Annotated in this window: 18 protein-coding genes; 8 read left to right on the top strand and 10 right to left on the bottom strand. The window is 69.8% G+C overall.

What is annotated here, in order from left to right; genetic code table 11:
• Positions 1–24: 24 nt before the first annotated feature.
• Positions 25–2277: a transglycosylase domain-containing protein gene (locus IE107_RS24305; protein ID WP_189546238.1), complete on the bottom strand. Its 2253-nt coding sequence runs from the start codon at positions 2275–2277 to the stop codon at positions 25–27.
• Between the two features lie 386 nt (positions 2278–2663).
• Between IE107_RS24305 and IE107_RS24300 the strand changes: the two genes are divergently transcribed.
• Positions 2664–3014 carry a WhiB family transcriptional regulator gene (locus tag IE107_RS24300; RefSeq protein WP_189546276.1) on the top strand — a complete coding sequence of 117 codons (351 nt, stop codon included), beginning with the start codon at positions 2664–2666 and terminating at the stop codon, positions 3012–3014.
• A 13-nt stretch (positions 3015–3027) separates the two neighbouring features.
• Here the strand turns inward: IE107_RS24300 and bagB are convergent, their stop codons facing one another.
• The gene (gene bagB, locus IE107_RS24295) at positions 3028–4452 is read right to left on the bottom strand and encodes an ATPase BagB (RefSeq protein ID WP_189546236.1); all 1425 of its coding nucleotides are present in this window, start codon (positions 4450–4452) and stop codon (positions 3028–3030) included.
• A complete protein-coding gene (gene bagA, locus IE107_RS24290) occupies positions 4449–5435 on the bottom strand; it encodes an ATPase BagA (protein WP_189546234.1) in 987 nt (328 codons plus the stop codon). Before bagA ends, bagB begins: the two co-directional genes overlap by 4 nt.
• A gap of 71 nt (positions 5436–5506) precedes the next feature.
• On the opposite strand from bagA, the gene sp36 reads away from it, so the two are divergent.
• The 4 genes from sp36 to IE107_RS24270 all read left to right on the top strand — a co-directional run bounded on the left by sp36 (position 5507) and on the right by IE107_RS24270 (position 8017).
• On the top strand, positions 5507–5665 hold the full coding sequence (sp36, locus tag IE107_RS24285; protein ID WP_003967454.1) for a Sp36 family protein: 159 nt from the start codon (positions 5507–5509) through the stop codon (positions 5663–5665).
• A complete protein-coding gene (locus IE107_RS24280) occupies positions 5665–6135 on the top strand; it encodes a RidA family protein (protein ID WP_189546232.1) in 471 nt (156 codons plus the stop codon). Before sp36 ends, IE107_RS24280 begins: the two co-directional genes overlap by 1 nt.
• 161 nt (positions 6136–6296) lie before the next feature.
• Positions 6297–7190: an NUDIX hydrolase gene (locus tag IE107_RS24275; protein ID WP_189546230.1), complete on the top strand. Its 894-nt coding sequence runs from the start codon at positions 6297–6299 to the stop codon at positions 7188–7190.
• Positions 7187–8017: an MBL fold metallo-hydrolase gene (locus IE107_RS24270; protein ID WP_189546228.1), complete on the top strand. Its 831-nt coding sequence runs from the start codon at positions 7187–7189 to the stop codon at positions 8015–8017. Before IE107_RS24275 ends, IE107_RS24270 begins: the two co-directional genes overlap by 4 nt.
• 201 nt (positions 8018–8218) lie before the next feature.
• On the opposite strand, the gene IE107_RS24265 is transcribed toward IE107_RS24270, so the two are convergent.
• The gene (locus IE107_RS24265) at positions 8219–8893 is read right to left on the bottom strand and encodes a Crp/Fnr family transcriptional regulator (RefSeq protein WP_014046869.1); all 675 of its coding nucleotides are present in this window, start codon (positions 8891–8893) and stop codon (positions 8219–8221) included.
• A 337-nt stretch (positions 8894–9230) separates the two neighbouring features.
• Between IE107_RS24265 and nth the strand changes: the two genes are divergently transcribed.
• From nth to IE107_RS24250, 3 genes are all read left to right on the top strand, one after another.
• Positions 9231–10061 carry an endonuclease III gene (gene nth / locus IE107_RS24260; RefSeq protein ID WP_373302486.1) on the top strand — a complete coding sequence of 277 codons (831 nt, stop codon included), beginning with the start codon at positions 9231–9233 and terminating at the stop codon, positions 10059–10061.
• A gap of 95 nt (positions 10062–10156) precedes the next feature.
• On the top strand, positions 10157–10996 hold the full coding sequence (locus IE107_RS24255; RefSeq protein WP_189546224.1) for an NUDIX hydrolase: 840 nt from the start codon (positions 10157–10159) through the stop codon (positions 10994–10996).
• A 90-nt stretch (positions 10997–11086) separates the two neighbouring features.
• On the top strand, positions 11087–12292 hold the full coding sequence (locus tag IE107_RS24250; protein WP_189546222.1) for a MarP family serine protease: 1206 nt from the start codon (positions 11087–11089) through the stop codon (positions 12290–12292).
• 128 nt (positions 12293–12420) lie between these two features.
• Here IE107_RS24250 and IE107_RS35245 read toward each other — a convergent pair whose 3' ends face one another.
• The 6 genes from IE107_RS35245 to IE107_RS24225 all read right to left on the bottom strand — a co-directional run bounded on the left by IE107_RS35245 (position 12421) and on the right by IE107_RS24225 (position 20996).
• Positions 12421–12624 carry a hypothetical protein gene (locus IE107_RS35245; RefSeq protein WP_229867197.1) on the bottom strand — a complete coding sequence of 68 codons (204 nt, stop codon included), beginning with the start codon at positions 12622–12624 and terminating at the stop codon, positions 12421–12423.
• Positions 12625–12730: 106 nt separating this feature from the next.
• Positions 12731–13858: an alpha/beta fold hydrolase gene (locus IE107_RS24245; RefSeq protein WP_189546221.1), complete on the bottom strand. Its 1128-nt coding sequence runs from the start codon at positions 13856–13858 to the stop codon at positions 12731–12733.
• Positions 13855–14388, bottom strand: coding sequence for a phage holin family protein (locus IE107_RS24240; RefSeq protein WP_189546219.1), 534 nt, complete (start codon positions 14386–14388; stop codon positions 13855–13857). Before IE107_RS24240 ends, IE107_RS24245 begins: the two co-directional genes overlap by 4 nt.
• Positions 14389–14433: 45 nt before the next feature.
• Positions 14434–15849, bottom strand: a complete 1416-nt coding sequence (nhaA, locus tag IE107_RS24235) for a Na+/H+ antiporter NhaA (RefSeq protein WP_189546217.1) — start codon at positions 15847–15849, stop codon at positions 14434–14436.
• Between the two features lie 263 nt (positions 15850–16112).
• Positions 16113–18080: an acetate--CoA ligase gene (gene acs / locus IE107_RS24230; protein ID WP_189546215.1), complete on the bottom strand. Its 1968-nt coding sequence runs from the start codon at positions 18078–18080 to the stop codon at positions 16113–16115.
• 204 nt (positions 18081–18284) lie between these two features.
• Positions 18285–20996: a SulP family inorganic anion transporter gene (locus IE107_RS24225; RefSeq protein ID WP_189546213.1), complete on the bottom strand. Its 2712-nt coding sequence runs from the start codon at positions 20994–20996 to the stop codon at positions 18285–18287.
• Positions 20997–21300 lie beyond the last annotated feature (304 nt).

The following is a 21300-nucleotide window of genomic DNA, read 5'->3' as shown; positions in this document are numbered from 1 at the left end:
CGGGGACGAGGCGTACGGCTCCGGTCAGGGGCCCTGTGTTCCGCTGTTGGTCTGGCCGCGGTGGCCGCCGCCGTTGTTCCCGCCGGTCAGATTCGGCGGGATGGTCATGCCCGGGAACGGGTTCTTGTCGGTGGGCTTCTTGCCCCCGGGGCCGGGCCGTCCCTCGTCCCGGTCGCGGTCCCTGCCCCCGCCCCGTTCGTCGTGCCTTGACGGGTCCGGGATGTCGACCGTGTTGAAGGCGGGAGCAGCCACGCCGTTGAGGGCGCCTGTCATCGCGTCACGCCAGATGGGTCCGGGGACCTGTCCGCCGTACACCTTGTCCTGGTACACGCCGCCGATCGTGATGCGCTCCATCTCGACGCTCTGGGACGGGCTGCCGACCCAGACCGCGCCGGACATGTTCGGCGTGTAGCCGACGAACCAGGCGTTCTTGCGGGCGTCGGTCGTACCGGTCTTGCCCGCGTTGTCGCGGCTCTGGAGACCCGCCTCCTGGCCGGTACCGGAGTCGACCACGCCGCGCAGCAGCGTGTTGACGGTGTCGGCCGTCGTCGGTGACATCGCCTGCGAGCAGGAGGTCTTGGGCACCGGGAGCGAGCTGCCGTCGGCCTTCTTGACCGACTCGATGGCGATCGGCGTGCAGTACGTACCGCGGTTGGCGAAGGCGGCGTACGCGCCGGCCATCGTCAGCGGCGACAGACCGTTGGAACCGAGGGTCAGCGTCGACGGGTTCTGCGGGAGCTTGGTGCCGTCGCCCTGGACCACGCCGAGCTTGTCGGTCATCTGCGAGACCGGGCACATGCCGATGTCCTGGAGCATCTCGACGAAGTAGGTGTTGACCGACTTCTCCATCGCTTCCTTCAGCGCGTACGGGCCCTTCTCCGTCTCGCTCTCGTTCTCCAGGTGATACTTCGGCACTCCGTCGTTGACCCACGGCTTCCCACAGGACTGCACCGTGTCCGGGTAGTCCATCTCGTACGGGGACGGATAGACCTGCGTGGCCGGCTTGCCGCCCTCTATGGCCGCGGCGGCGAGGAACGGCTTGAACGTCGAACCCGTCGGGAAGCCGTAGTTGGAGCCGCCCATGGCCTTGTTGACCGAGTAGTTGTACTGGGTCTCGTTGGTCCCGAAGCCGTACGGCTTGGACTGGCCCATGCCCATGATCTTGCCGGTGCCGGGCTGGACCAGCGTCACGGCCGTCGCGACCTTGTCCGACTTGTAGACGTGGTTCTTGATCGAGGCCTGCACCGACTGCTGGGACTGCGGGTCGAGCGTCGTCCGTATGGTCAGACCGCCCCGGTTCCAGATCTTGGCCCGGTCCTCCTTGGTCTTGCCGAAGACCGGGTCGGTGAGGAAGACGTGGCGTACGTAGTCGCAGAAGAAGCCGGCGCCGCTGACGGCCGTGATGCAGCCGTTCTGCGGCTTCTTGACCTTCAGCTTGATCGGGCTCGCCTTCGCCTTGTCGGCCTCGGCCTGCGAGATGTCCCCGACGTCCGCCATGCGCTGGAGCACTATGTTGCGGCGCTTGGTCGCCTCGGCCGTGTCGTTGACCGGGTCGTAGCGGCTGGGCGACTGCACGACGCCGGCCAGCAGCGCGGACTCCTCCAGCGTCAGGTCCTTCGCCGGCTTGGAGAAGTAGCGCTGGGAGGCGGCCTCGATGCCGTACGCCTGCTGCCCGAAGAAGGTGATGTTGAGGTAGTTCTCCAGGATCTTCTTCTTGCCGAGTTCTTCCTCGACCTGGATCGCGTACTTCAGCTCCTGGACCTTGCGGCCCATCGTCTGCTGGGTGGCCTGCGCGACCTTGTCCGGGTCGTCGCCCGCCTCCTCGACGAAGACGTTCTTCACGTACTGCTGGGTGAGGGTGGAGGCGCCCTCGGTGGTCCCGCCCGTCTGCACATTGCGGTTCAGGGCGCGCAGGATGCCCTTGAGGTCGATGGCCCCGTGCTCGTAGAAGCGGGCGTCCTCGATCGCGATTATCGCCTGCTGCATGTACGGCGAGATGTCCTTCAGCGGGACCACCGTGCGGTCGCGCGAGTACACCGAGGCGATCAACCCGCCCTTGCTGTCCAGGATCGTGGTGCGCTGGCTCAGCGGTGGGGTTTTGAGATTGGCGGGGATCTCGTCGAATCCCTCGACCGTCCCCTTGGTGGCGAGCCCCAGTGCTCCGGCGGCCGGCAGCGCGATGCCCGCGAGCACGACTCCGGAGAGCGCGGCGACACCGAGGAACTTGGCGGCCTGCTGGGTCGTCGAGAGACCCCCGCCCGAGCGCTTCTTTGGCATGGGGGCAGCCTACGTTCTCATTCGCCGGACACACGTATATGCCTTGGCCTAAGCTGCTCTCAACTGTCACAGCAGTCCGGTTCCGTATCAACCCCCGTGCACGTCCCGGCCATGACCTGAGGCGCTCCCGAATTCGCCTCGTGTGTCATTGAACGTCCGTTGTGATCCAGGTGAACTGTCCCAATTTCACCGGGATGGTCGCGTATGCCCTCGCCTCACTCCCCTGGGTGATCTGCCGCATACGCATAGTCCGTTCGGGCCATTCAAGATTGGGCCCGAAGGGGGTGTTGTGCTGTCGCCACCTTCCGTAACGTCCTCAACTGGCAGCGGTGAATATGCCGCTGCCGCCGTGGGGGAGCCTCGATTCGGGAGAGGACGGCGCCGTGATGGGCTGGGTAAGCGACTGGAGTGCGCAGGCAGCCTGCCGCACTACCGATCCGGATGAATTGTTCGTACAAGGGGCAGCGCAGAACAGGGCCAAGGCGGTGTGCACCGGATGCCCGGTGCGGACCGAGTGCCTGGCCGACGCGCTGGACAATCGCGTCGAATTCGGCGTATGGGGCGGAATGACCGAGCGGGAGCGCCGCGCACTGCTGCGCAGGCGGCCCACCGTCACGTCCTGGCGCCGACTGCTGGAGACCGCGCGCAGCGAGTACGAGCAGTCGACGGGCATCCTGCCCGTGGCGATCGGACTGGACGACGACGAACTGCACGAGAGGTACGCCGCGGTGGGATAGGGCTGACGAGCGGTTACGCAGCTCCGGCCGGGACGGAACCGGTCGCGAGCCGGTCCCCTACGGCCCGAAGTCCTTCGAGGTCGTGTACGTCCCCGGGCAGCGCGGCCACTTCGGTCACGGCGACCTCGGGGTGCAGCGCGGTGAAGCGGTCGCGTGTGCGCTGTTCGCGCGCGACCACCTGCATCCGTTCGGCATGCAGCCGCAACAGACCTGCGGTCAGCTCCTCGACGGAGGCGGTTCCGGGGGTGTCGGGAGCGCGCCCCGCCGTCGGCTCGCGGTCTTCGGCGTCCTCGCGCTCGGAGTTGTCGGGCGTGGCGTCGGGGGTGGTGTCCGGTACGGAACCGGGCGCAGGAGCGGCCTGGGGAGAGTCGGCCGACCGGTCGGCCGGGTCACGAAGTCCAGCCTTCCCGGTCGTCTGATCCACAATGCCACCCCCCTCAAGATTTTCTGCGGCGGCCAGGGCCTGCTCGGCGGAGAGCCGGGCGGCGTCGCTGCCGTGGACCCGGTTGAGCACCAGTCCGGCCAGCGGCATTTCCTCCGAGGCCAGCCGTTCCACGAAGTACGCCGCCTCGCGCAGCGCGTCCTGCTCCGGTGTCGCGACGACGAGGAACGCCGTACCGGGCGCCTGGAGCAGTCGGTAGGTGGCATCGGCCCGGGTACGGAATCCGCCGAACATGGTGTCCATCGCCGCGACGAAGGTCTGTACGTCGCGCAGGAACTGACCGCCGAGCAGTTTGCCGAGGGTGCCGGTCATCATCGACATGCCGACGTTCAGGAACTTCATCCCCGCCCGGCCGCCCATCTTCGCCGGGGCCATCAGCAGCTTGATGAACTTTCCGTCCAGGAACGAACCGAGCCGCTTCGGCGCGTCAAGGAAGTCCAGCGCGGAGCGCGACGGAGGGGTGTCGACGATGATCAGGTCCCACTCGTTGCGCGCCCGCAGCTGACCGAGCTTCTCCATCGCCATGTACTCCTGCGTGCCCGCGAAACCGGCCGACAGGGACTGGTAGAAGGGGTTCTCCAGGATCGCGCGGGCCCGCTCGCCGTCCGCATGCGCTTCGACGATCTCGTCGAAGGTCCGCTTCATGTCGAGCATCATGGCGTGCAGTTCCCCGGCGCCCTCGCCCTCGATGCCCGGCACCCGGCGCGGGATGTTGTCCAGCGAGTCGATGCCCATGGACTGGGCGAGTCTGCGGGCCGGGTCGATGGTGAGCACCACGACCTTGCGGCCGCGCTCGGCAGCCCGTACGCCCAGCGCCGCCGCGGTCGTGGTCTTGCCGACGCCGCCCGAACCGCAGCACACGACGATCCGGATGTCCGGATCGTCGAGCAGCGCGTCGGTGTCCAGCGTCGGCGCGGAAGCGGGGGAGCCGGCCGTGTCCGGTCCTGAGGTCGCGGCCGTCTTCGCGGCCGTGGCCGCGTCCGTGCGCTGTGTCATGCACCCACCCCTTGTCCCACCCCTTCGCCCACGCCCTGCTTGCGGAACTCGGTCGCCAGGTCGTAGAGACCCGCCGGGTCCATCCCCTCACCGATCAGAGGGAGTTCGTACCCCGGAAGCTCCAGGTCCGCGAGCACGGCGCGCTGCTCGCGCTCCAGCTCGACCCGCTGGGCATGCTCGGCCGCCTGCTCGACCAGGGGGCGCACGAGCCCCGCGGCGCCGGTCACTCCCGCCCTCGTCAGCGCCTTGGCGATCTCCTTGCGGCGGCCTCCCGCGGCGGTGCGCAGGGCGTCCTCGTCCAGCAGATGGGGCCGCACCATGTTCACGATGATCCGGCCCACCGGCAGTTCGGCGTCCCGCAGTTCGGCAATGCCGTCCGCGGTCTCCTGGACCGGCATCTCCTCCAGCAGCGTCACCAGATGGACGGCGGTTTCCGGGGACTTCAGCACCCGCATCACGGCCTGGGCCTGATTGTGTATCGGTCCTATCCTGGCCAGCCCCGCCACCTCGTCGTTCACATTGAGGAAGCGGGTGATGCGCCCGGTGGGCGGGGCGTCCATGATCACGTAGTCGTAGACGTACTGGTTCTGCTTGTCCTTGCGGCGTACGGCTTCGCAGGCCTTGCCGGTCAGCAGCACGTCCCGTACGCCGGGTGCGATCGTGGTGGCGAAGTCGATCGCGCCGAGCTTCTTGAGCGCCCGGCCCGCGCTGCCCAGCTTGTAGAACATCTGGAGGTAGTCGAGAAGGGCGCGCTCGGCGTCGATCGCGAGGGCGTACACCTCGCCGCCGCCCGGTGCAACGGCGATCTTGCGCTCCTCGTAGGGGAGGGACTCCGTCTCGAAGAGCTGGGCGATGCCCTGCCTGCCCTCGACCTCCACGAGAAGGGTGCGCTTGCCCTCGGTCGCGAGGGCGAGCGCGAGGGCGGCGGCGACCGTGGTCTTACCGGTACCGCCCTTGCCGCTGACGACCTGGAACCTGCTCACGTATTCGAGCCTAACCAGTCGTGCCGCAGGCTACGCACGAGGCCGTGCGTGCCAGGTATTACAGTCGGGCCATGACCAAGTGGGAATACGCGACCGTGCCCCTTCTCGTGCACGCGACCAAGCAGATTCTGGACACCTGGGGCGAGGACGGCTGGGAGCTGGTCCAGGTCGTTCCCGGCCCGAACAACCCCGAGCAGCTCGTGGCCTACCTGAAGCGGGAGAAGGCGTAGTGGCGGGCGCCGTCGAGGCGAAGCTCGCCGAGCTCGGGCTGACGCTGCCGGACGTCGTGCCGCCGCTGGCCTCGTACCAGCCGGCCGTGCAGTCGGGGGTGTACGTCCACACCTCCGGCCAGCTGCCGATGGTGGACGGCAAGCTCGCGGTCACCGGCAAGGTCGGTGCGGAGGTCACGCCCGACGAGGCCAAGGAACTGGCGAAGACCTGCGCGCTCAACGCGCTGGCCGCCGTGAAGTCCGTCGCGGGCGACCTGGACCGGATCGCGCGGGTGGTGAAGGTCGTGGGCTTCGTCGCCTCGGCGTCGGACTTCACCGGGCAGCCCGCCGTGATCAACGGGGCCAGCGAGCTGCTGGGCGCGGTGCTCGGTGACAAGGGCGTGCACGCGCGCAGCGCGGTGGGCGTCGCGGTGCTGCCGCTGGACGCGCCGGTCGAGGTCGAGGTCCAGGTCGAGCTGGCCGGGGCCTAGGAACGCTCAGTTTCTTCATCGTCCTTCCCGATCCCGTCCGGTCGCCACGACCGGGCGGGATCGCCTGCTGTACGGGGCAGGCCCGGACCGGCGCACCCGCCCGACCGATGTGCCTCTCCACACCTCTCGAACATCGGCGCGGTTCCGGATAGCCTCCGGCCATGTCCAATGGTCAGTGGTACCCACCCGAATGGCCCGACCGGATCCGGGCGCTCGCCGCAGGTGAGCTGACGGCCCCGACCCCGAAGCGGGCCGCCACGGTGATGCTGCTCCGGGACACCGCCGCTGACACCGAGGGCGGCCCCGCCGTCCACATGCTGCGCCGCCGTGCCTCCATGGCATTCGCCGGCGGCGCGTACGCCTATCCGGGTGGCGGGGTCGACCCGCGCGACGACGACCGGCTCGTCGGCTGGGCCGGGCCCGCGCTGGAGACCTGGGCCGAGCGGCTCGGCGTCGGGACTCCGGCCGAGGCCCAGGCCATCGTGTGCGCGGCGGTCCGTGAGACGTACGAGGAGGCGGGTGTCCTCCTCGCGGGGCCGGACGCCGGCGCGGTGGTCAGCGACATCACCGGCGCCGACTGGGAGGCCGACCGGGAGGCGCTGGTCGCCCGGGAGCTCTCCTTCGCAGAGTTCCTGGACCGGCGCGGGCTGGTGCTGCGCTCGGATCTGCTGGGCGCCTGGGCGCGCTGGATCACCCCCGAGTTCGAGCCCCGGCGCTACGACACCTGGTTCTTCGTCGCCGCGCTCCCCGAGGGCCAGCGCACCCGCAACGCCTCCACGGAGGCCGACCGTACGGTCTGGATCCGGCCCGGCGAGGCGGCCGACGGGTACGACAGGGGCGAGCTGCTGATGATGCCGCCGACCGTGTCGACGCTGCGGGCGCTGAGACAGTACGGGACGGCCGCCGAGGCCCTGAAGGCGGCGGATTCCCAGGACCTCGCCCCGGTACTGGCACAGGCGCGGCTGGAGGGCGACGAGTTGGTGCTGAGCTGGCCGGGACACGACGAGTTCACGAAGCACATTCCGAGCGGTGGCGGGGGAGGTGGGGCCGTATGACCGGGGCTGCAGCCCTTCCGGGCCAGCCGCGCGGCGGGGTCCTGTCCGGGCCCGCCACCAGCCGTGCCGTCAACGTCCTCGCCCCCAACGCCTCGCCGATGACGCTGGACGGCACCAACACCTGGATCGTGGCCGAGCCCGACTCCGATCTGGCGGTCGCCATCGACCCGGGCCCGCTGGACGACACGCATCTGCGGGCCGTCATCGAGACCGCAGAGCGGGCCGGCCGCCGGATCGCGCTCACCCTGCTCACCCACGGGCACCCCGACCACGCGGAGGGCGCGGCGCGGTTCGCCGAGCTGACGCGTACGAAGGTGCGTGCCCTGGACCCGGCGCTGCGGCTGGGCGACGAGGGGCTGACCACGGGCGATGTGATCACCACCGGTGGCCTGGAGCTGCGGGTCGTGCCGACCCCCGGGCACACCGCGGACTCGCTCTCCTTCCATCTGCCCGCCGACCGGGCGGTGCTGACGGGCGACACGATCCTCGGGCGCGGCACCACCGTCGTCGCGCATCCGGACGGGCGGCTCGGCGACTACCTCGACTCGTTGCGCAGACTGCGCTCGCTGACCGTGGACGACGGCGTGCACACGGTTCTGCCAGGGCACGGGCCGGTGCTGGACGACGCACAGGGCGCGGTCGAGTTCTACCTCGCGCACCGCGCGCACCGGCTGGCCCAGGTGGAGACGGCGGTCGAGGCGGGGCACCGGACGGCGTCGCAGGTGGTGGCGCAGGTGTACGCGGATGTGGACCGGTCCCTGTGGCCCGCTGCGGAACTCTCGGTGCTGGCTCAGCTGGAGTATCTGGGCGAGCACGGGCTGATCTGACCCGGTCCTGTCCGGTCCTGTCAGGCTTGCTCAGGTCTGCTCCGGCCCCATCAGGCTTGCTCCGGTCTGCTCCGGTCTGCTCCGGTCTGCTCCGGTCTGCTCCGGCCCTGTCCGGTCTGCTCCGGGCTGCGGGAAACGCGGCAGGGCCCCGCCGGGTGGCGAGGCCCTGTGCAGGGGTACGGAGGCGGCGTCCCGCTGCGGTCAGCGGGACCGCTTCGCCAGGCGCTCCACGTCCAGCAGGATCACGGCGCGCGCCTCCAGGCGCAGCCAGCCGCGGCCGGCGAAGTCGGCGAGCGCCTTGTTGACCGTCTCGCGGGAGGCGCCGACCAGCTGGGCCAGCTCTTCCTGGGTCAGGTCGTGGACGACGTGGATGCCTTCCTCCGACTGCACGCCGAAGCGGCGCGACAGGTCGAGGAGGGCGCGGGCGACACGGCCCGGCACGTCGGAGAAGACCAGGTCGGACATCTGGTCGTTGGTCTTGCGCAGGCGGCGGGCGACGGCGCGCAGCAGGGCCGTGGCCACCTCCGGGCGGGCGTTCAGCCAGGGCTGCAAGTCGCCGTGGCCCAGGCCGAGGAGCTTGACCTCGGTCAGCGCGGTGGCGGTGGCGGTGCGGGGGCCCGGGTCGAAGAGCGACAGCTCGCCGATCAGCTCGCCGGGGCCGAGGACGGCCAGCATGTTCTCGCGTCCGTCGGGGGAGGTGCGGTGGAGCTTCACCTTGCCCTCGGTGACCACGTAGAGGCGGTCGCCCGGGTCGCCCTCGTGGAAGAGCGCGTCGCCGCGCGCGAGGGTCACCTCACTCATCGAGGCGCGGAGCTCCGCGGCCTGCTCATCATCGAGCGCCGCGAAAAGCGGGGCGCGCCGCAGAACGTCGTCCACGAGTTCTCTCCTTGTCGGCCTGTTCAGGGAACCGTGGTCCCCATCATGCCGGACGGTAAAACAGTGCGATCAATCACAAACCAGTTTGACGCACGGGCGTGCCGAACCGTGCGGCAGGGGGCCGATCGGGGGCGGATGCGCGGTCACAGGCGCAGATGTCAGTGCGTGGCTCTAGGCTGGCCGGGTGTCCAAGTCGCCGGTGAGAGCACAGGCCAAGGGGGCTGATGGGGTGTCGGAAGGCCGTGATTCCGCTGTGGGCGAACAGGGTGCGAATCGCCCGAAAAAAGCGACAAAACGACCCTCGGGGAAGCCGGTGAAACGCCCCGCGGGGGAGTCGGTGAAGCGCCCGCCGAAGGCGAAGCCGGCAAAGGCCGCGGGGGCAGCCGCGGGGGCGGGGCGGAAGCCGGAATCGCGCCTGGCGATGGTGCGCCGAGCCCGCAGGATCAACCGCGAGCTCGCCGAGCTCTACCCGTACGCCCACCCCGAGCTGGACTTCCGTAACCCCTTCGAGCTCCTGGTCGCCACGGTCCTGTCCGCCCAGACCACCGATCTGAGGGTCAACCAGACCACTCCCGCGCTCTTCGCCGCCTACCCCACCCCCGAGGACATGGCCGCGGCCGTCCCGGAGGAGCTGGAGGAGCTCATCCGGCCCACCGGATTCTTCCGGGCCAAGACCAAGTCGCTGATAGGTCTCTCCGTGGCGCTCAGGGACAATTTCGGCGGCGAGGTGCCGGGCCGGCTCGCCGATCTCGTCACGCTTCCGGGGGTCGGCCGCAAGACCGCCAATGTCGTTCTGGGCAATGCCTTCGGCGTTCCCGGGATCACCGTCGACACCCATTTCGGCCGTCTGGTCCGCCGTTGGCGGTGGACGGAACAGGAGGATCCGGAGAAGGTCGAGGCCGAGATCGCCGCGATCTTCCCCAAGAGCGAGTGGACGATGCTCTCGCACCGGGTCGTCTTCCACGGCCGCCGTATCTGCCATGCCCGCAAGCCCGCCTGCGGCGCCTGCCCGATCGCCCCGCTCTGTCCCGCGTACGGCGAGGGCGAGACGGACCCGGAGAAGGCCAGGAAGCTGCTGAAGTACGAGATGGGCGGCCAGCCGGGGCAGCGGCTGAGCCCGCCGGCGGACTACCCCGGCAAGCCCGCGCCGCCCCTCGGGGGCGGCTGATCCACGGCACCGCTCCGGAGCCGACGTACGCCGCCGGCTCCGGAACGACCGGAACGAAATGCGTGACGACAGGCGTTGTGAGACGAGGGGTGCCTATGAAGACGCACGAACAGAGCACGGAGCGCGGACAGAGCACGGAACGCGATCGGGGTGCAGAAGCGGCAGCCGCGCCCGCAGCGGGAAACCGCGCGACGGCCGGTCCGGCAGCGGTCAGTCCCGCGGCGGCGGTCGCGGCGGCCGCAGCGGCGGCAGGCGTCGGTGGGGACACCGCGATCACCGTCACGACGGAGGGCCTGCCCGCCTGGCTCGACCCCGTGGCCCGCGCCGCGCGGACGATCGAGCCCGACCAGCTCAGCCGCTTTCTGCCGCCGGAGAGCGGCGCCGGGCGGCAGTCCGCCGTACTCGTGCTCTTCGGCGAGGGCGAGCGCGGCCCCGAGCTGCTCCTCATGGAGCGGTCCGGAAGCCTGCGTTCCCATGCCGGGCAGCCGTCCTTCCCCGGCGGCTCCCTGGACCCTGAGGACGGCGACCAGGCGACGACAGGGCCGCTCAGGGCCGCTCTGCGGGAGGCCCGGGAAGAAACCGGCCTCGATCCGCGCGGGGTCCAGCTCTTCGGCGTGCTGCCCCGGCTCTACATCCCCGTGAGCGGTTTCGTGGTGACGCCGGTCCTCGGCTGGTGGCGTTCGCCGAGTCCGGTCGGTGTCGTCGATCCGGGTGAGACGGCCCGGGTCTTCACCGTTCCCGTGGCGGATCTCACGGATCCCGCCAACCGCGCGACGACGGTCCATCCGAGCGGCCACCGTGGCCCGGCATTTCTGGTCGAATCCGCCCTGGTGTGGGGTTTCACGGCCGGAGTGATCGACCGCATTCTGCACTACGCGGGCTGGGAGCGCCCCTGGGACACCGCCAAGCAGGTGCCGCTCGACTGGCGCGCATGACAGGCTGACTCCCGTGCTGTGCTGTCCGGCCCTGCCCGGACCCAGCCGAAGAGGAACGGGCCCGGTGACGAATCTGCGAGGCTATAGACGGTGAACGTGCTGGACATCCTGCTGCTGGCCGGCGCCGTGTGGTTCGCGGTCATCGGCTACCGACAGGGGTTCGTGGTCGGCATTCTGTCGGTGATCGGTTTCCTGGGCGGCGGTCTCGTCGCCGTCTACCTGCTGCCGGTCCTGTGGGACCAGCTGACGAACGGCTCCGAGATCTCGTCGACGGCTGCCGTCGTCGCCGTCGTCATCGTGATCGTCTGCGCCTCGGTGGGCCAGGCATTCACCACCCACCTCGGCAACAAGCTCCGCCGATACATCACCTGGTCGCCCGCGCGCGCCCTCGACGCCACCGGCGGCGCCCTGGTCAACGTCGTCGCGATGCTGCTGGTCGCCTGGCTGATCGGCTCCGCACTGGCCGGCACCTCACTGCCGACACTGGGCAAGGAGGTCCGCAGCTCCTCGGTGCTGCTCGGCATCTCCCGGGTGATGCCCACACAGGCCTCCACCTGGTTCACGGACTTCTCCTCGGTCCTCGCGCAGAACGGCTTCCCGCAGGTATTCAGCCCGTTCGCCAACGAGCCGATCACCGAGGTCCAGGCGCCGGACCCGGCGCTGGTGGGCAGCCCCGTCGCGGCCCGCGCCAAGAAGTCCATCGTCAAGGTCGTCGGTACGGCCCCGAGCTGCGGCAAGGTCCTCGAAGGCACCGGCTTCGTCTTCTCCGACCGCCGGGTGATGACCAACGCGCACGTCGTCGGCGGCGTCGACGAGCCGACCGTCCAGATCGGCGGCCAAGGCCGGCTGTACGACGCGAAGGTCGTCCTGTACGACTGGCAGCGCGACATCGCCGTGCTCGACGTACCTGACCTCGAAGCGAAGCCGCTGAAGTTCGCCGACACCGACCACGACGCCCGGACGGGGGACGGCGCCATCGTCGCGGGCTTCCCGGAGAACGGCTCGTACGACGTACGGGCCGCGCGCGTCCGGGGCCGTATCGGTGCCAAGGGCCCGGACATCTACCGCCGGGGCACCGTGCACCGCGATGTGTACTCGCTCTTCGCGACGGTCCGTCAGGGCAACTCCGGCGGACCGCTGCTGACCCCCGGCGGCCAGGTGTACGGCGTCGTCTTCGCCAAGTCGCTCGACGACCCCGAGACCGGCTACGCGCTGACGGCCGACGAGATCCGTCAGGACATCCAGCGCGGCCGCTCCGCCAACCAGCAGGTCGACAGTCAGGCCTGCGCGCTCTGAGCACCTGCCCCTGAGTGCCTGTCCCTGAGCGGCAGGGCCCGGGTGCGGCGCGGCGCGCCGAGGCCCGGGAGAGCCGTGGTGAAGACCCGCCCGGCCGGCGAGTGTTCACCGGCCGGGCAGGGCGGAGATCATCCGCGTGGATGGCGCAGCCGCGCCGAGACCCAGCGGGCCCGCCGGCGCAGAATGCGCGGAATACCGAGCCGGGGATCATGCAGAACATGCATATCGTGCACCCGGCCCTGGGGGCCGCCCCCCTCATGAGCGCTCAAACCCGCCGTGGCGGTCGAGCGGCGGTTGCGTGCTGTGTCACCGAAGTCGTGCGTCCAGCCCATACCGGGACGTCTGCCCGTGCCTCATGGTCGGTAACCGCCCATCCGTCAGCCAATTGGCCTATGCGCCGGGCAATTGGCCGTCCGTCGGACACCTGTGCCCGTACGGCTACCGATCGGGCTCGGAATCCTTGAGCCAGCTGATGAGTTCGGCCGAGAACCCGGCCGGGTCCTCCTCGTGCGGGAAGTGTCCCAGACCGTCGAAAAGTCGCCAACGGTACGGCGCTTCGACGTACTCGCCGGAGCCCGCCGCGCTCCGCGTGCGGATCGCCGGATCGAGTGAACCGTGCAGATGCAGCGTAGGTACCCGCACCGGCAGCTTCATCCGCCGGTTGAACTGGATCCCGTCCGGACGGGCGAGGGAACGGACCATCCAGCGGTACGGCTCGATCGAGCAGTGCGCCGTCGACGGGATGCACATCGCGCGCCGGTAGACGTCCACCGTCGCGTCGTCGGGGAAGTCCGGGGTCCGGGGTCCGGCCCATTCGTGGATCAGTCGGCCGACCAACGCCGCGTCGTCCGCGACGAGCTGACGCTCCGGTACCCATGGGCGCTGGAAGCCCCAGATGTACGAGCCGGCCCGGGACTGCGCGAAGTCGGAGAGCATCGAGGAGCGCCAGCGGCGCGGATGCGGCATCGAGGAGACCACGAGACGGCGCACCAGCTTCGGTCGCATCACCGCGGCTGTCCAGGCGAGGTAGCCGCCCATGTCGTGGCCGACCAGGGCCGCGTCCGGTTCGCCGAGCGAGCGGATCACGCCGGTGATGTCGAGCGCCAGGTTGGCGGGGTCGTAACCCCGCGGCGTACGGTCGCTGCCGCCGACCCCGCGCAGATCCATCGCGACGGCCCGGAAACCGGCGCCGGCCAGTGCGGTGAGCTGGTGGCGCCAGGTCCACCAGAACTGCGGGAACCCGTGCAGCAGCAGTACCAGCGGCCCCTCGCCGAGCTCGGCGATGTGGAAGCGGGCGCCGTTGGCCGCCACGTCCCGGTGGGTCCACGGGCCCTCGATCCGTACGGGCCCGCCGGAGCTGCCCGGGACGGCGGAGCCGGGGACGGCAGAGCCCGGTGCCGCAGGGTTCGGGACTGCTGGGTTGTTCGATCCTGCCCGGCCGTCCTTGCCCGCAGGGGCTGCCCGACCTTCCGGGCCTGCGGGGCCAACCGGGCCTGCCGGACCTACGGAGCCTACGGGGCGTGCCGGACCTTCTGGGTCGAATGCGCTGGAATCGGGGACCGTCATGTGGACGAGCGTGCCACAGAGGAGCCCTTGTCCTGGACCGGAGCCTTCTCCATGGCCGTGCCCGCCAGCGTGCTGCCAGAGACGGCCGGCCGGCTCGTCCCCGCCGTGACGGCCGGCCGCGGGTGCGGTTTGACGCCCTGGAGCACGGCCGCCGTCTGCTTCGCCGAAGCGATGGACTTCTCCGGCGGCTTCACCTTCTTGAGCTTGGCCACGGCGAACAGCGCGAACAGCAGCCCCAGCACGATGAAGGCGACGCCCACGATCAGGAACGACCAGGCGAGCCCGAGCCCCAGATTGTGGATTCCGTACGCCGCCGCGAAGCTCAGCACCGGCACCGCGAACAGGATCAGCACGCCCGCAACGATGAACGCCACGCTTCCGGCGACGCCGCGCTTGACGTCCTGCCGTACCTCGGCCTTGGCCAGGGCGATCTCGTCGTGCACCAGTGCGGACATCTCGGCTGTCGCCGCGGCGACCAGCTGCCCGAGACTGCGGTCGGCGCTGCCCGCGTTGTTGCCGGGGTCGCTCATCCCTGACTCCCTCTCCTGTTCCTGCTCAATACATCTGGTGTCAGATCATGCCGGACGGTCCGGCTCGTTGCTCGCTGCCCCCGCCAGTTGGGCAAGGCGGCGGTGCTCGGCCGCCTTCTTCTCGTGGATCGCGGCCATCCGCAGGTGGTACTCCGGGTCGTCCTGCTCGTAGATATCGGGTACCCCGTCCTCGTCCTCGTCGAGCTCCTCCGCCTCGTACAGCGCCTGGTATCTGCGTACCCGGAGTTTGAGCAGTACGGCAGCGAGTACGGCGGCCGTCAGGGAACCGAGCAGCACGGCCGCCTTGACCCGGTTGATCATGTCCTCGTCGCCGACGAAGGCCAGCTCGTCGATGAGCAGAGAGACGGTGAAACCGATCCCGGCGAGTGTGGCGACCGCGAAGACATCCGCCCAGGCGAGGTCCTTGTTCAGCTCCGCCTTGGTGAAGCGGGCGGCCAGCCACGTACCGCCGAAGATGCCCACGGTCTTGCCGACGACGAGGCCCAGGACGACGCCGAGCGTCTCGGGCCGGATGAAGACGTCCGCCAGCGCGCCGCCGGAGAGGGAGACGCCGGCTGAGAAGAGCGCGAAGAGCGGCACGGCGAGACCGGCCGACAGCGGGCGGACCAGGTGCTCGATGTGCTCGCCGGGTGAGTGGCTCTCGCCCTCCCGGCGGGTGCAGCGGAGCATCAGTCCCATGGCGACACCGGCGATCGTGGCGTGGATGCCACTGTTGTACATCAGGCCCCAGATGACCACGGCGAGCGGGACGTAGATGTACCAGCCGCGTACGTTCCTGCGCAGCAGCAGCCAGAAGACGGCCAGCCCGATGACGGCGCCGGCCAGTGCCATGAAGTTGATCCGCTCGGTGAAGAAGACGGCGATGATCAGGATCGCGAAGAGGTCGTCGACGACGGCGAGGGTCAGCAGGAAGGCGCGCAGCGCGTTCGGCAGCGAGGTGCCGATGACAGCGAGTACGGCGAGCGCGAAGGCGATATCGGTGGCGGTGGGGACGGCCCAGCCGTCCGTCGAACCGCCGCCGACCACGTTCACCAGTGTGTAGACGAGGGCCGGAACCGCCATTCCGCAGAGCGCGGCGACGACCGGGAGGGCGGCCGCCTTGGGATCGCGCAGTTCGCCGGCGACCAGTTCCCGCTTGAGCTCGACGCCCGCGACGAAGAAGAAGATCGCGAGCAGTCCGTCCGCCGCCCAGTGCGCCACGGAGAGGTTGAGACCCAGCGACTCCGGGCCGAAGTGGAAGTCACTGATGGACGCGTAACTGGAACCGAAGGCGTTCGCCCACACCAGGGCGGCTATCGCGGCGACCAGCAGAATGACGCCGCCGACGGTCTCCGTGCGCAGGGCGTTGGCGAGGTAGTTCCGCTCGGGGAGGGAGAGCCTCCCGAGAAAGGTGCGGCGGGAGGGAGAAGGGGGTGCGGGGGTGGGGGCGGGCGCGGCCACAGGCGGAGACCTCCGGGTCGGTACGGCAGCGATGGCATGGCTGATGCACTTGCCGACCAGACTTCCCGGCACCCCTGTGGAGATTTCTTGTTGCTTTGTTGACGCAGCTGCCACTGTACCGGGGGCGTGCGGGGCTGTATCCGGTGATCTTCACCTTAAATGCCCGAGGGGCATCCGGCGCGTTGCCGGATGCCCCTCGGGGAGGTGCCGCTGCCGGCCGGGGCCGGTCTTCGGAGGCTGTGGTCAGTCCTCGAACGCCGTGGTCAGCCCTCGGAAGGGGACGACGGCAGCTGGGTCTGAATGAGGGACATGACCGAGGAGTCGGTCAGCGTCGTGACGTCCCCCAGCTCGCGGTTCTCGGCGACATCGCGCAGCAGACGGCGCATGATCTTGCCCGAGCGGGTCTTCGGGAGCTCGGCGACCGGCAGGATCCGCTTCGGCTTGGCGATCGGGCCGAGCGTGGCACCGACGTGGTTGCGCAGCTCGGCGACGAGTTTGTCGGAGGCGTCGGCCGTGCCGCGCAGAATCACGAAGGCGACGATGGACTGGCCGGTCGTCTCGTCTGCGGCACCGACCACGGCCGCCTCGGCGACCGAGGGGTGGGACACGAGCGCGGACTCGACCTCGGTGGTCGAGATGTTGTGCCCGGACACGAGCATCACGTCGTCGACCCGGCCGAGCAGCCAGATGTCGCCGTCCTCGTCCTTCTTGGCGCCGTCGCCCGCGAAGTACTTGCCCTCGAAGCGCGACCAGTAGGTGTCGATGAAGCGCTGGTCGTCGCCCCAGATGGTGCGGAGCATCGACGGCCACGGCTCGGTGAGGACGAGATAGCCGCCCCCGCCGTTCGGAACCTCGTTGGCCTCGTCGTCGACAACCGTGGCCGAGATACCGGGCAGGGCGCGCTGGGCGCTGCCCGGCTTGGTCTCCGTCACGCCCGGCAGCGGCGCGATCATCATCGCGCCGGTCTCGGTCTGCCACCATGTGTCCACGATCGGGCACTTGTCGGCGCCGATGTGCTTGCGATACCACATCCATGCCTCGGGGTTGATCGGCTCGCCGACCGAGCCGAGGATCCGGAGACTGCTCAGGTCGAACTTGGCGGGGATGTCGTCACCCCACTTCATGAACGTACGGATCGCGGTCGGCGCGGTGTAGAGGATCGTGACGCCGTACTTCTGCACGATCTCCCAGAAACGCCCCTGGTGCGGGGAGTCGGGCGTGCCCTCGTACATGACCTGCGTCGCGCCATTGGCCAGCGGACCGTAGACGATGTACGAGTGGCCGGTCACCCAGCCGATGTCGGCGGTGCACCAGAAGACATCGGTCTCCGGCTTGAGGTCGAAGACCGCGTTGTGGGTGTACGCCGCCTGCGTCAGGTAGCCGCCGGAGGTGTGCAGGATGCCCTTCGGCTTACCCGTCGTGCCGGAGGTGTAGAGGATGAAGAGCGGCTGCTCCGCCTCGAAGGCCTCGGGGGTGTGCTCGGCGGACTGGCGGCCGGTGATCTCGTGCCACCAGACGTCGCGGCCCTCGGTCCAGGCGGTGTCCTGGCCCGTGCGCCGTACCACGAGGACGTGCTCGACGCCGTCGATACGGGAGACGGCGTCGTCCACGGCGGGCTTGAGCGCGGACGGCTTGCCGCGGCGGTAGCCACCGTCGGCGGTGATGACGACCTTGGCGTCCGCGTCCTGGATGCGGGCGGCGATGGCATCGGCGGAGAAGCCGCCGAAGACCACGGAGTGGGCGGCGCCGATGCGGGCGCAGGCCAGCATCGCGATGGCGGCCTCCGGGATCATCGGCAGATAGACGGCGACGCGGTCGCCCTTGCCGACACCGAGCTCGATGAGCGCGTTGGCGGCCCGGGAGACCTCGTCCTTGAGCTGTGCGTAGGTGATGGCGCGGCTGTCGCCGGGCTCGCCCTCGAAGTGGATGGCGACCCGGTCGCCGTTGCCGGCCTCGACGTGACGGTCCACGCAGTTGTACGCGACGTTGAGCTTGCCGTCCGCGAACCACTTCGCGAAGGGCGGGTTGCTCCAGTCGAGCGTCTCGGTCGGCTCCGTGGCCCAGGTCAGGCGACGGGCCTGCTCGGCCCAGAAGCCCAGCCGGTCCGCCTCGGCCTGCTCGTACGCCTCCGCTTTGACGTTGGCGTCGGCGGCCAGATCGGCAGGCGGTGCGAACCGCCGCTCCTCCTTGAGCAGATTGGCCAGGCTTTCGTTGCTCACGACATCTCCCATTCCCAGGGTGTCCGTTGTGTCCCTCGCATAGCTCATCAGGCCAAAGGCCAGGTGACAAGTGCCTGCGCGGAATTGGTTTAGACCTGTGTCTCGTGTATGGAGACGCGGTCCCGCATCCGCAACCGCATGCGACGTGGCACGGTGCGGTGTGACATGGCGCGGAGGCAGGACCACAAGATCTCACGGACCCGGGGCAAAGACGGTTCAGACGCCGGTTCGTTCCAACTCGCCCGGACCGGAGGGGTCGCTGGGGCCGGAGGGGTCGCCGGGGCCCACGCGGTCGAAAACCTCGTCGAGCTCCAGCCCGCTGCTCGCCCCCTCGGTCAGCAGATAGGCCTGGGCCTCACCCACATGGAAGTACATGCCGTGCAGCCGGAGCGTGCCCTCGGCGAGCCGCCGCGCGACCGATTCGTGTGCCCGTAGATGGTCCAGTTGCTGGACCACATTGGTGAGGCAGAGCTGCTCCAGCGCATCGGTCGGCAGCCTCCCCGAGATCCGGGCCCAGGCGTGGTGCCGGGACGCCATCCGCTCCAGGCTGGGCAGCCCATGTCTCAGCCACCGCCACAGGGACGTGGGTGGAATCCCCGGGTCCGGTCTGGTGCCGAGCAACGCCTGCATCGCTCCGCAGCCGGAGTGCCCGCAGACGGTGATGGACTCCACCTTCAGTACGTCCACCGCGTACTCGATCGCCGCACCCACCGAGTCGTCGCCCGACTCGGCGTTCGGCAGGGGCACCAGATTGCCGATGTTGCGCACGGTGAACAGGTCGCCCGGACCGCTCGCCGTGATCATGCTGGTGACCAGGCGGGAGTCCGCGCAGGTGATGAAGAGCTGGGAGGGGCGCTGCCCCTCGGCGGCCAGCCTGGCCAACTCGTCGCGCACCAGCGGAGCGGTGTTGCGCTGGAACGAACTGAGGCCGCTGATCAGTCGATTGCCCCCGGCCCTACGGGCAGCCGCGGAGGACGGGTCGGCGGCCCGGCCGTGGGGGCTGTGGAGTGCGGGGTCCGTGCTGGGGGCCGGGGCGGGGGTGGTGGTGGGGGTGCTGTGTGGTGTGTCGTGGGATGTGTTGGTGCGGTCGGCGCCGGGGTGGGCATCGGCGGAAGGGTTGATGAAGTGGCTGCTGAGGTTGTAGTCGGCTTCGGGTGTACGGCCGGGCCCGTCGTGGCAGTGGTGGTTGCGCCAGGGTGTCCAAGGACGGCAACAGGAGTGCGCCGCCGAAGCGGGCTCGGCGATTTGGCCGCCTGACCTGCCGGTGAACACGACCCTGCCGCCGTGCGCGGTCTGGGCGGTGCTCCAGTCCTGGATCGCCTCGTACGCCGCATGGTCCATGAAGAAGCCGTCCAGTTCGACGACGACATCGCCGCCAGGGGGCAGCTGGCCGAGCGCGCGGCTGAGGCGGGGCACCGCGAAGAACGTCAACTGGCCCCGTACAACGACCAGATGCTGTTCACCCTGGTCGGTGACCGTGATCCGGGTCCGGGCCAGCCGGTGGAGGGCGACCGCCACCGCCACCGCGATGCCGATCGTCACGCCCTTGAGTACGCCGAAGAGGATCACGCCGGTGATCGTCGCCCCGTACACCAGGAATTCGCGATGCTTGTGGACGTTGCGGATGTGGGCGAAGCTCACCATCTGGATACCGACCGTCATCACCAGCGCGGCGAGCGCGGCCAACGGGATCCATTCCAGCACCGTGACCAGCAGCCCGGTGGCGAGCAGCACCCAGACGCCGTGCAGCACGGTGGAGGCGCGCCCGGTTGCCCCGGCGCGTACGTTCGCCGAGCTGCGCACCGCGCCGCCGGACACGGCCAGCCCGCCCACCAGCCCGGACAAGGTGTTGGCGATGCCTTGCGCGCGCAGCTCACGGTCGAGATCGGCGCGTCTGGCGGGCGGCGTGGGCGAGGCGGTCGAGCCGGGTGAGCCGGTCGAGAGGGTTGAGCCGGGTGAGCCGGGTGAGCCGGGTGAGCCGGGTGAGCCGGGTGAGCAGGGTGAGTCGGACGGCGTGGCCGGTGCCGGTGCCGAGTGTGTAGGCGCGGCCGACAGTTTGTCCACGGCCACCGCGGCGAGCAGCGACTCCAGACTGGCCACCAGCATTACCGTGAACACGGCGGTCGCCAGGGCGAGTATGGGGCCGTGCGGCATCTCGGGCAGGGCGTGCGAGCGCCAGGACGGCAGATCGACCCGTGCGATCCCGGGGGCGGCGATCGCGGCCACCGCCGTAGCGGTCACCACTGCGGCGAGCGCGGCCGGAATCCGTCGTACACCGCTGCCGACCCGGCCCGGAAGCCGTGACCACAGGACCAGGACCGCGATGGTCAGTACACCGATGAGCGGCGCGGCCGGACTCACCCGGTCCAACTGGTCGGGAAGTGCGAGGGCGTTGGCGACGGCAGAACTCTGCGGTGAACCGCCGAGCACGATGTGCAACTGGGCGAGTGCGATGGCCACGCCGATGCCTGCGAGGGTGCCGTGGACGATGGCGGGGCTGACGGCGAGGGCGCTGCGCGCCGCCCGCAGCGAGCCCAGCAGGATCTGCAGGAGTCCGGCGCCGATGGTGATGGCGCAGGTGGTGCGCCAGCCGTAGATCTGGATCAACTCGGCTGTGACCACGGTCAGTCCGGCGGACGGGCCGCTGACCTGGAGTGGGGTGCCGCCGAGCAGCCCGGCGACGATGCCGCCGATCGCGGCGGAGATGAGGCCGGCTTCCAGCGGGGCGTCCATGGCGACGGCGAGGCCGAGCGACATGGGGACGGCGAGCAGGAAGACCGTGATCGATGCGGACAGGTCGGCGCCCGCAATACGGAAGCGTCCGCCGCGGGGTGGCGGCGGGCTGTGTGGTCGCTTGACTCCCGAGGCGCGCGGCGGGCGCGAGCTACGGGATGTGCGGTTGTGGCGAGTGGGGACGCAAGCGGACATGTTCCCGTCTCCTCCGGGGCAGCGCGGTCGCGGAATGTGGGGACGCGGCCTTGGGTCACGGCGTGCAGCGGCGGGATATCTCAACTCTCAGTAAACGGATCGTAATGGAGAGTAAAGATTCGTGTCCATGCTTGAGGTCAAATGAACCGGATGGCCACCCATTCAAGTGAATAAGCATCTTTTCATTCGGCCTGTCGTACTGATCCAGCGAAGCCGTGTGCGAACTTGACCGCGCCTTGTCGGCACTTCGACAAAATTCCTGCAAGGGAGAGGTGGGTGGATGACGGCTGCCACGACGAGAGCC

It is taken from the genome of Streptomyces gelaticus, assembly GCF_014649535.1.
GTDB lineage: Bacteria > Actinomycetota > Actinomycetes > Streptomycetales > Streptomycetaceae > Streptomyces > Streptomyces gelaticus.
This window is presented reverse-complemented; position numbering and strand designations above follow the sequence as displayed.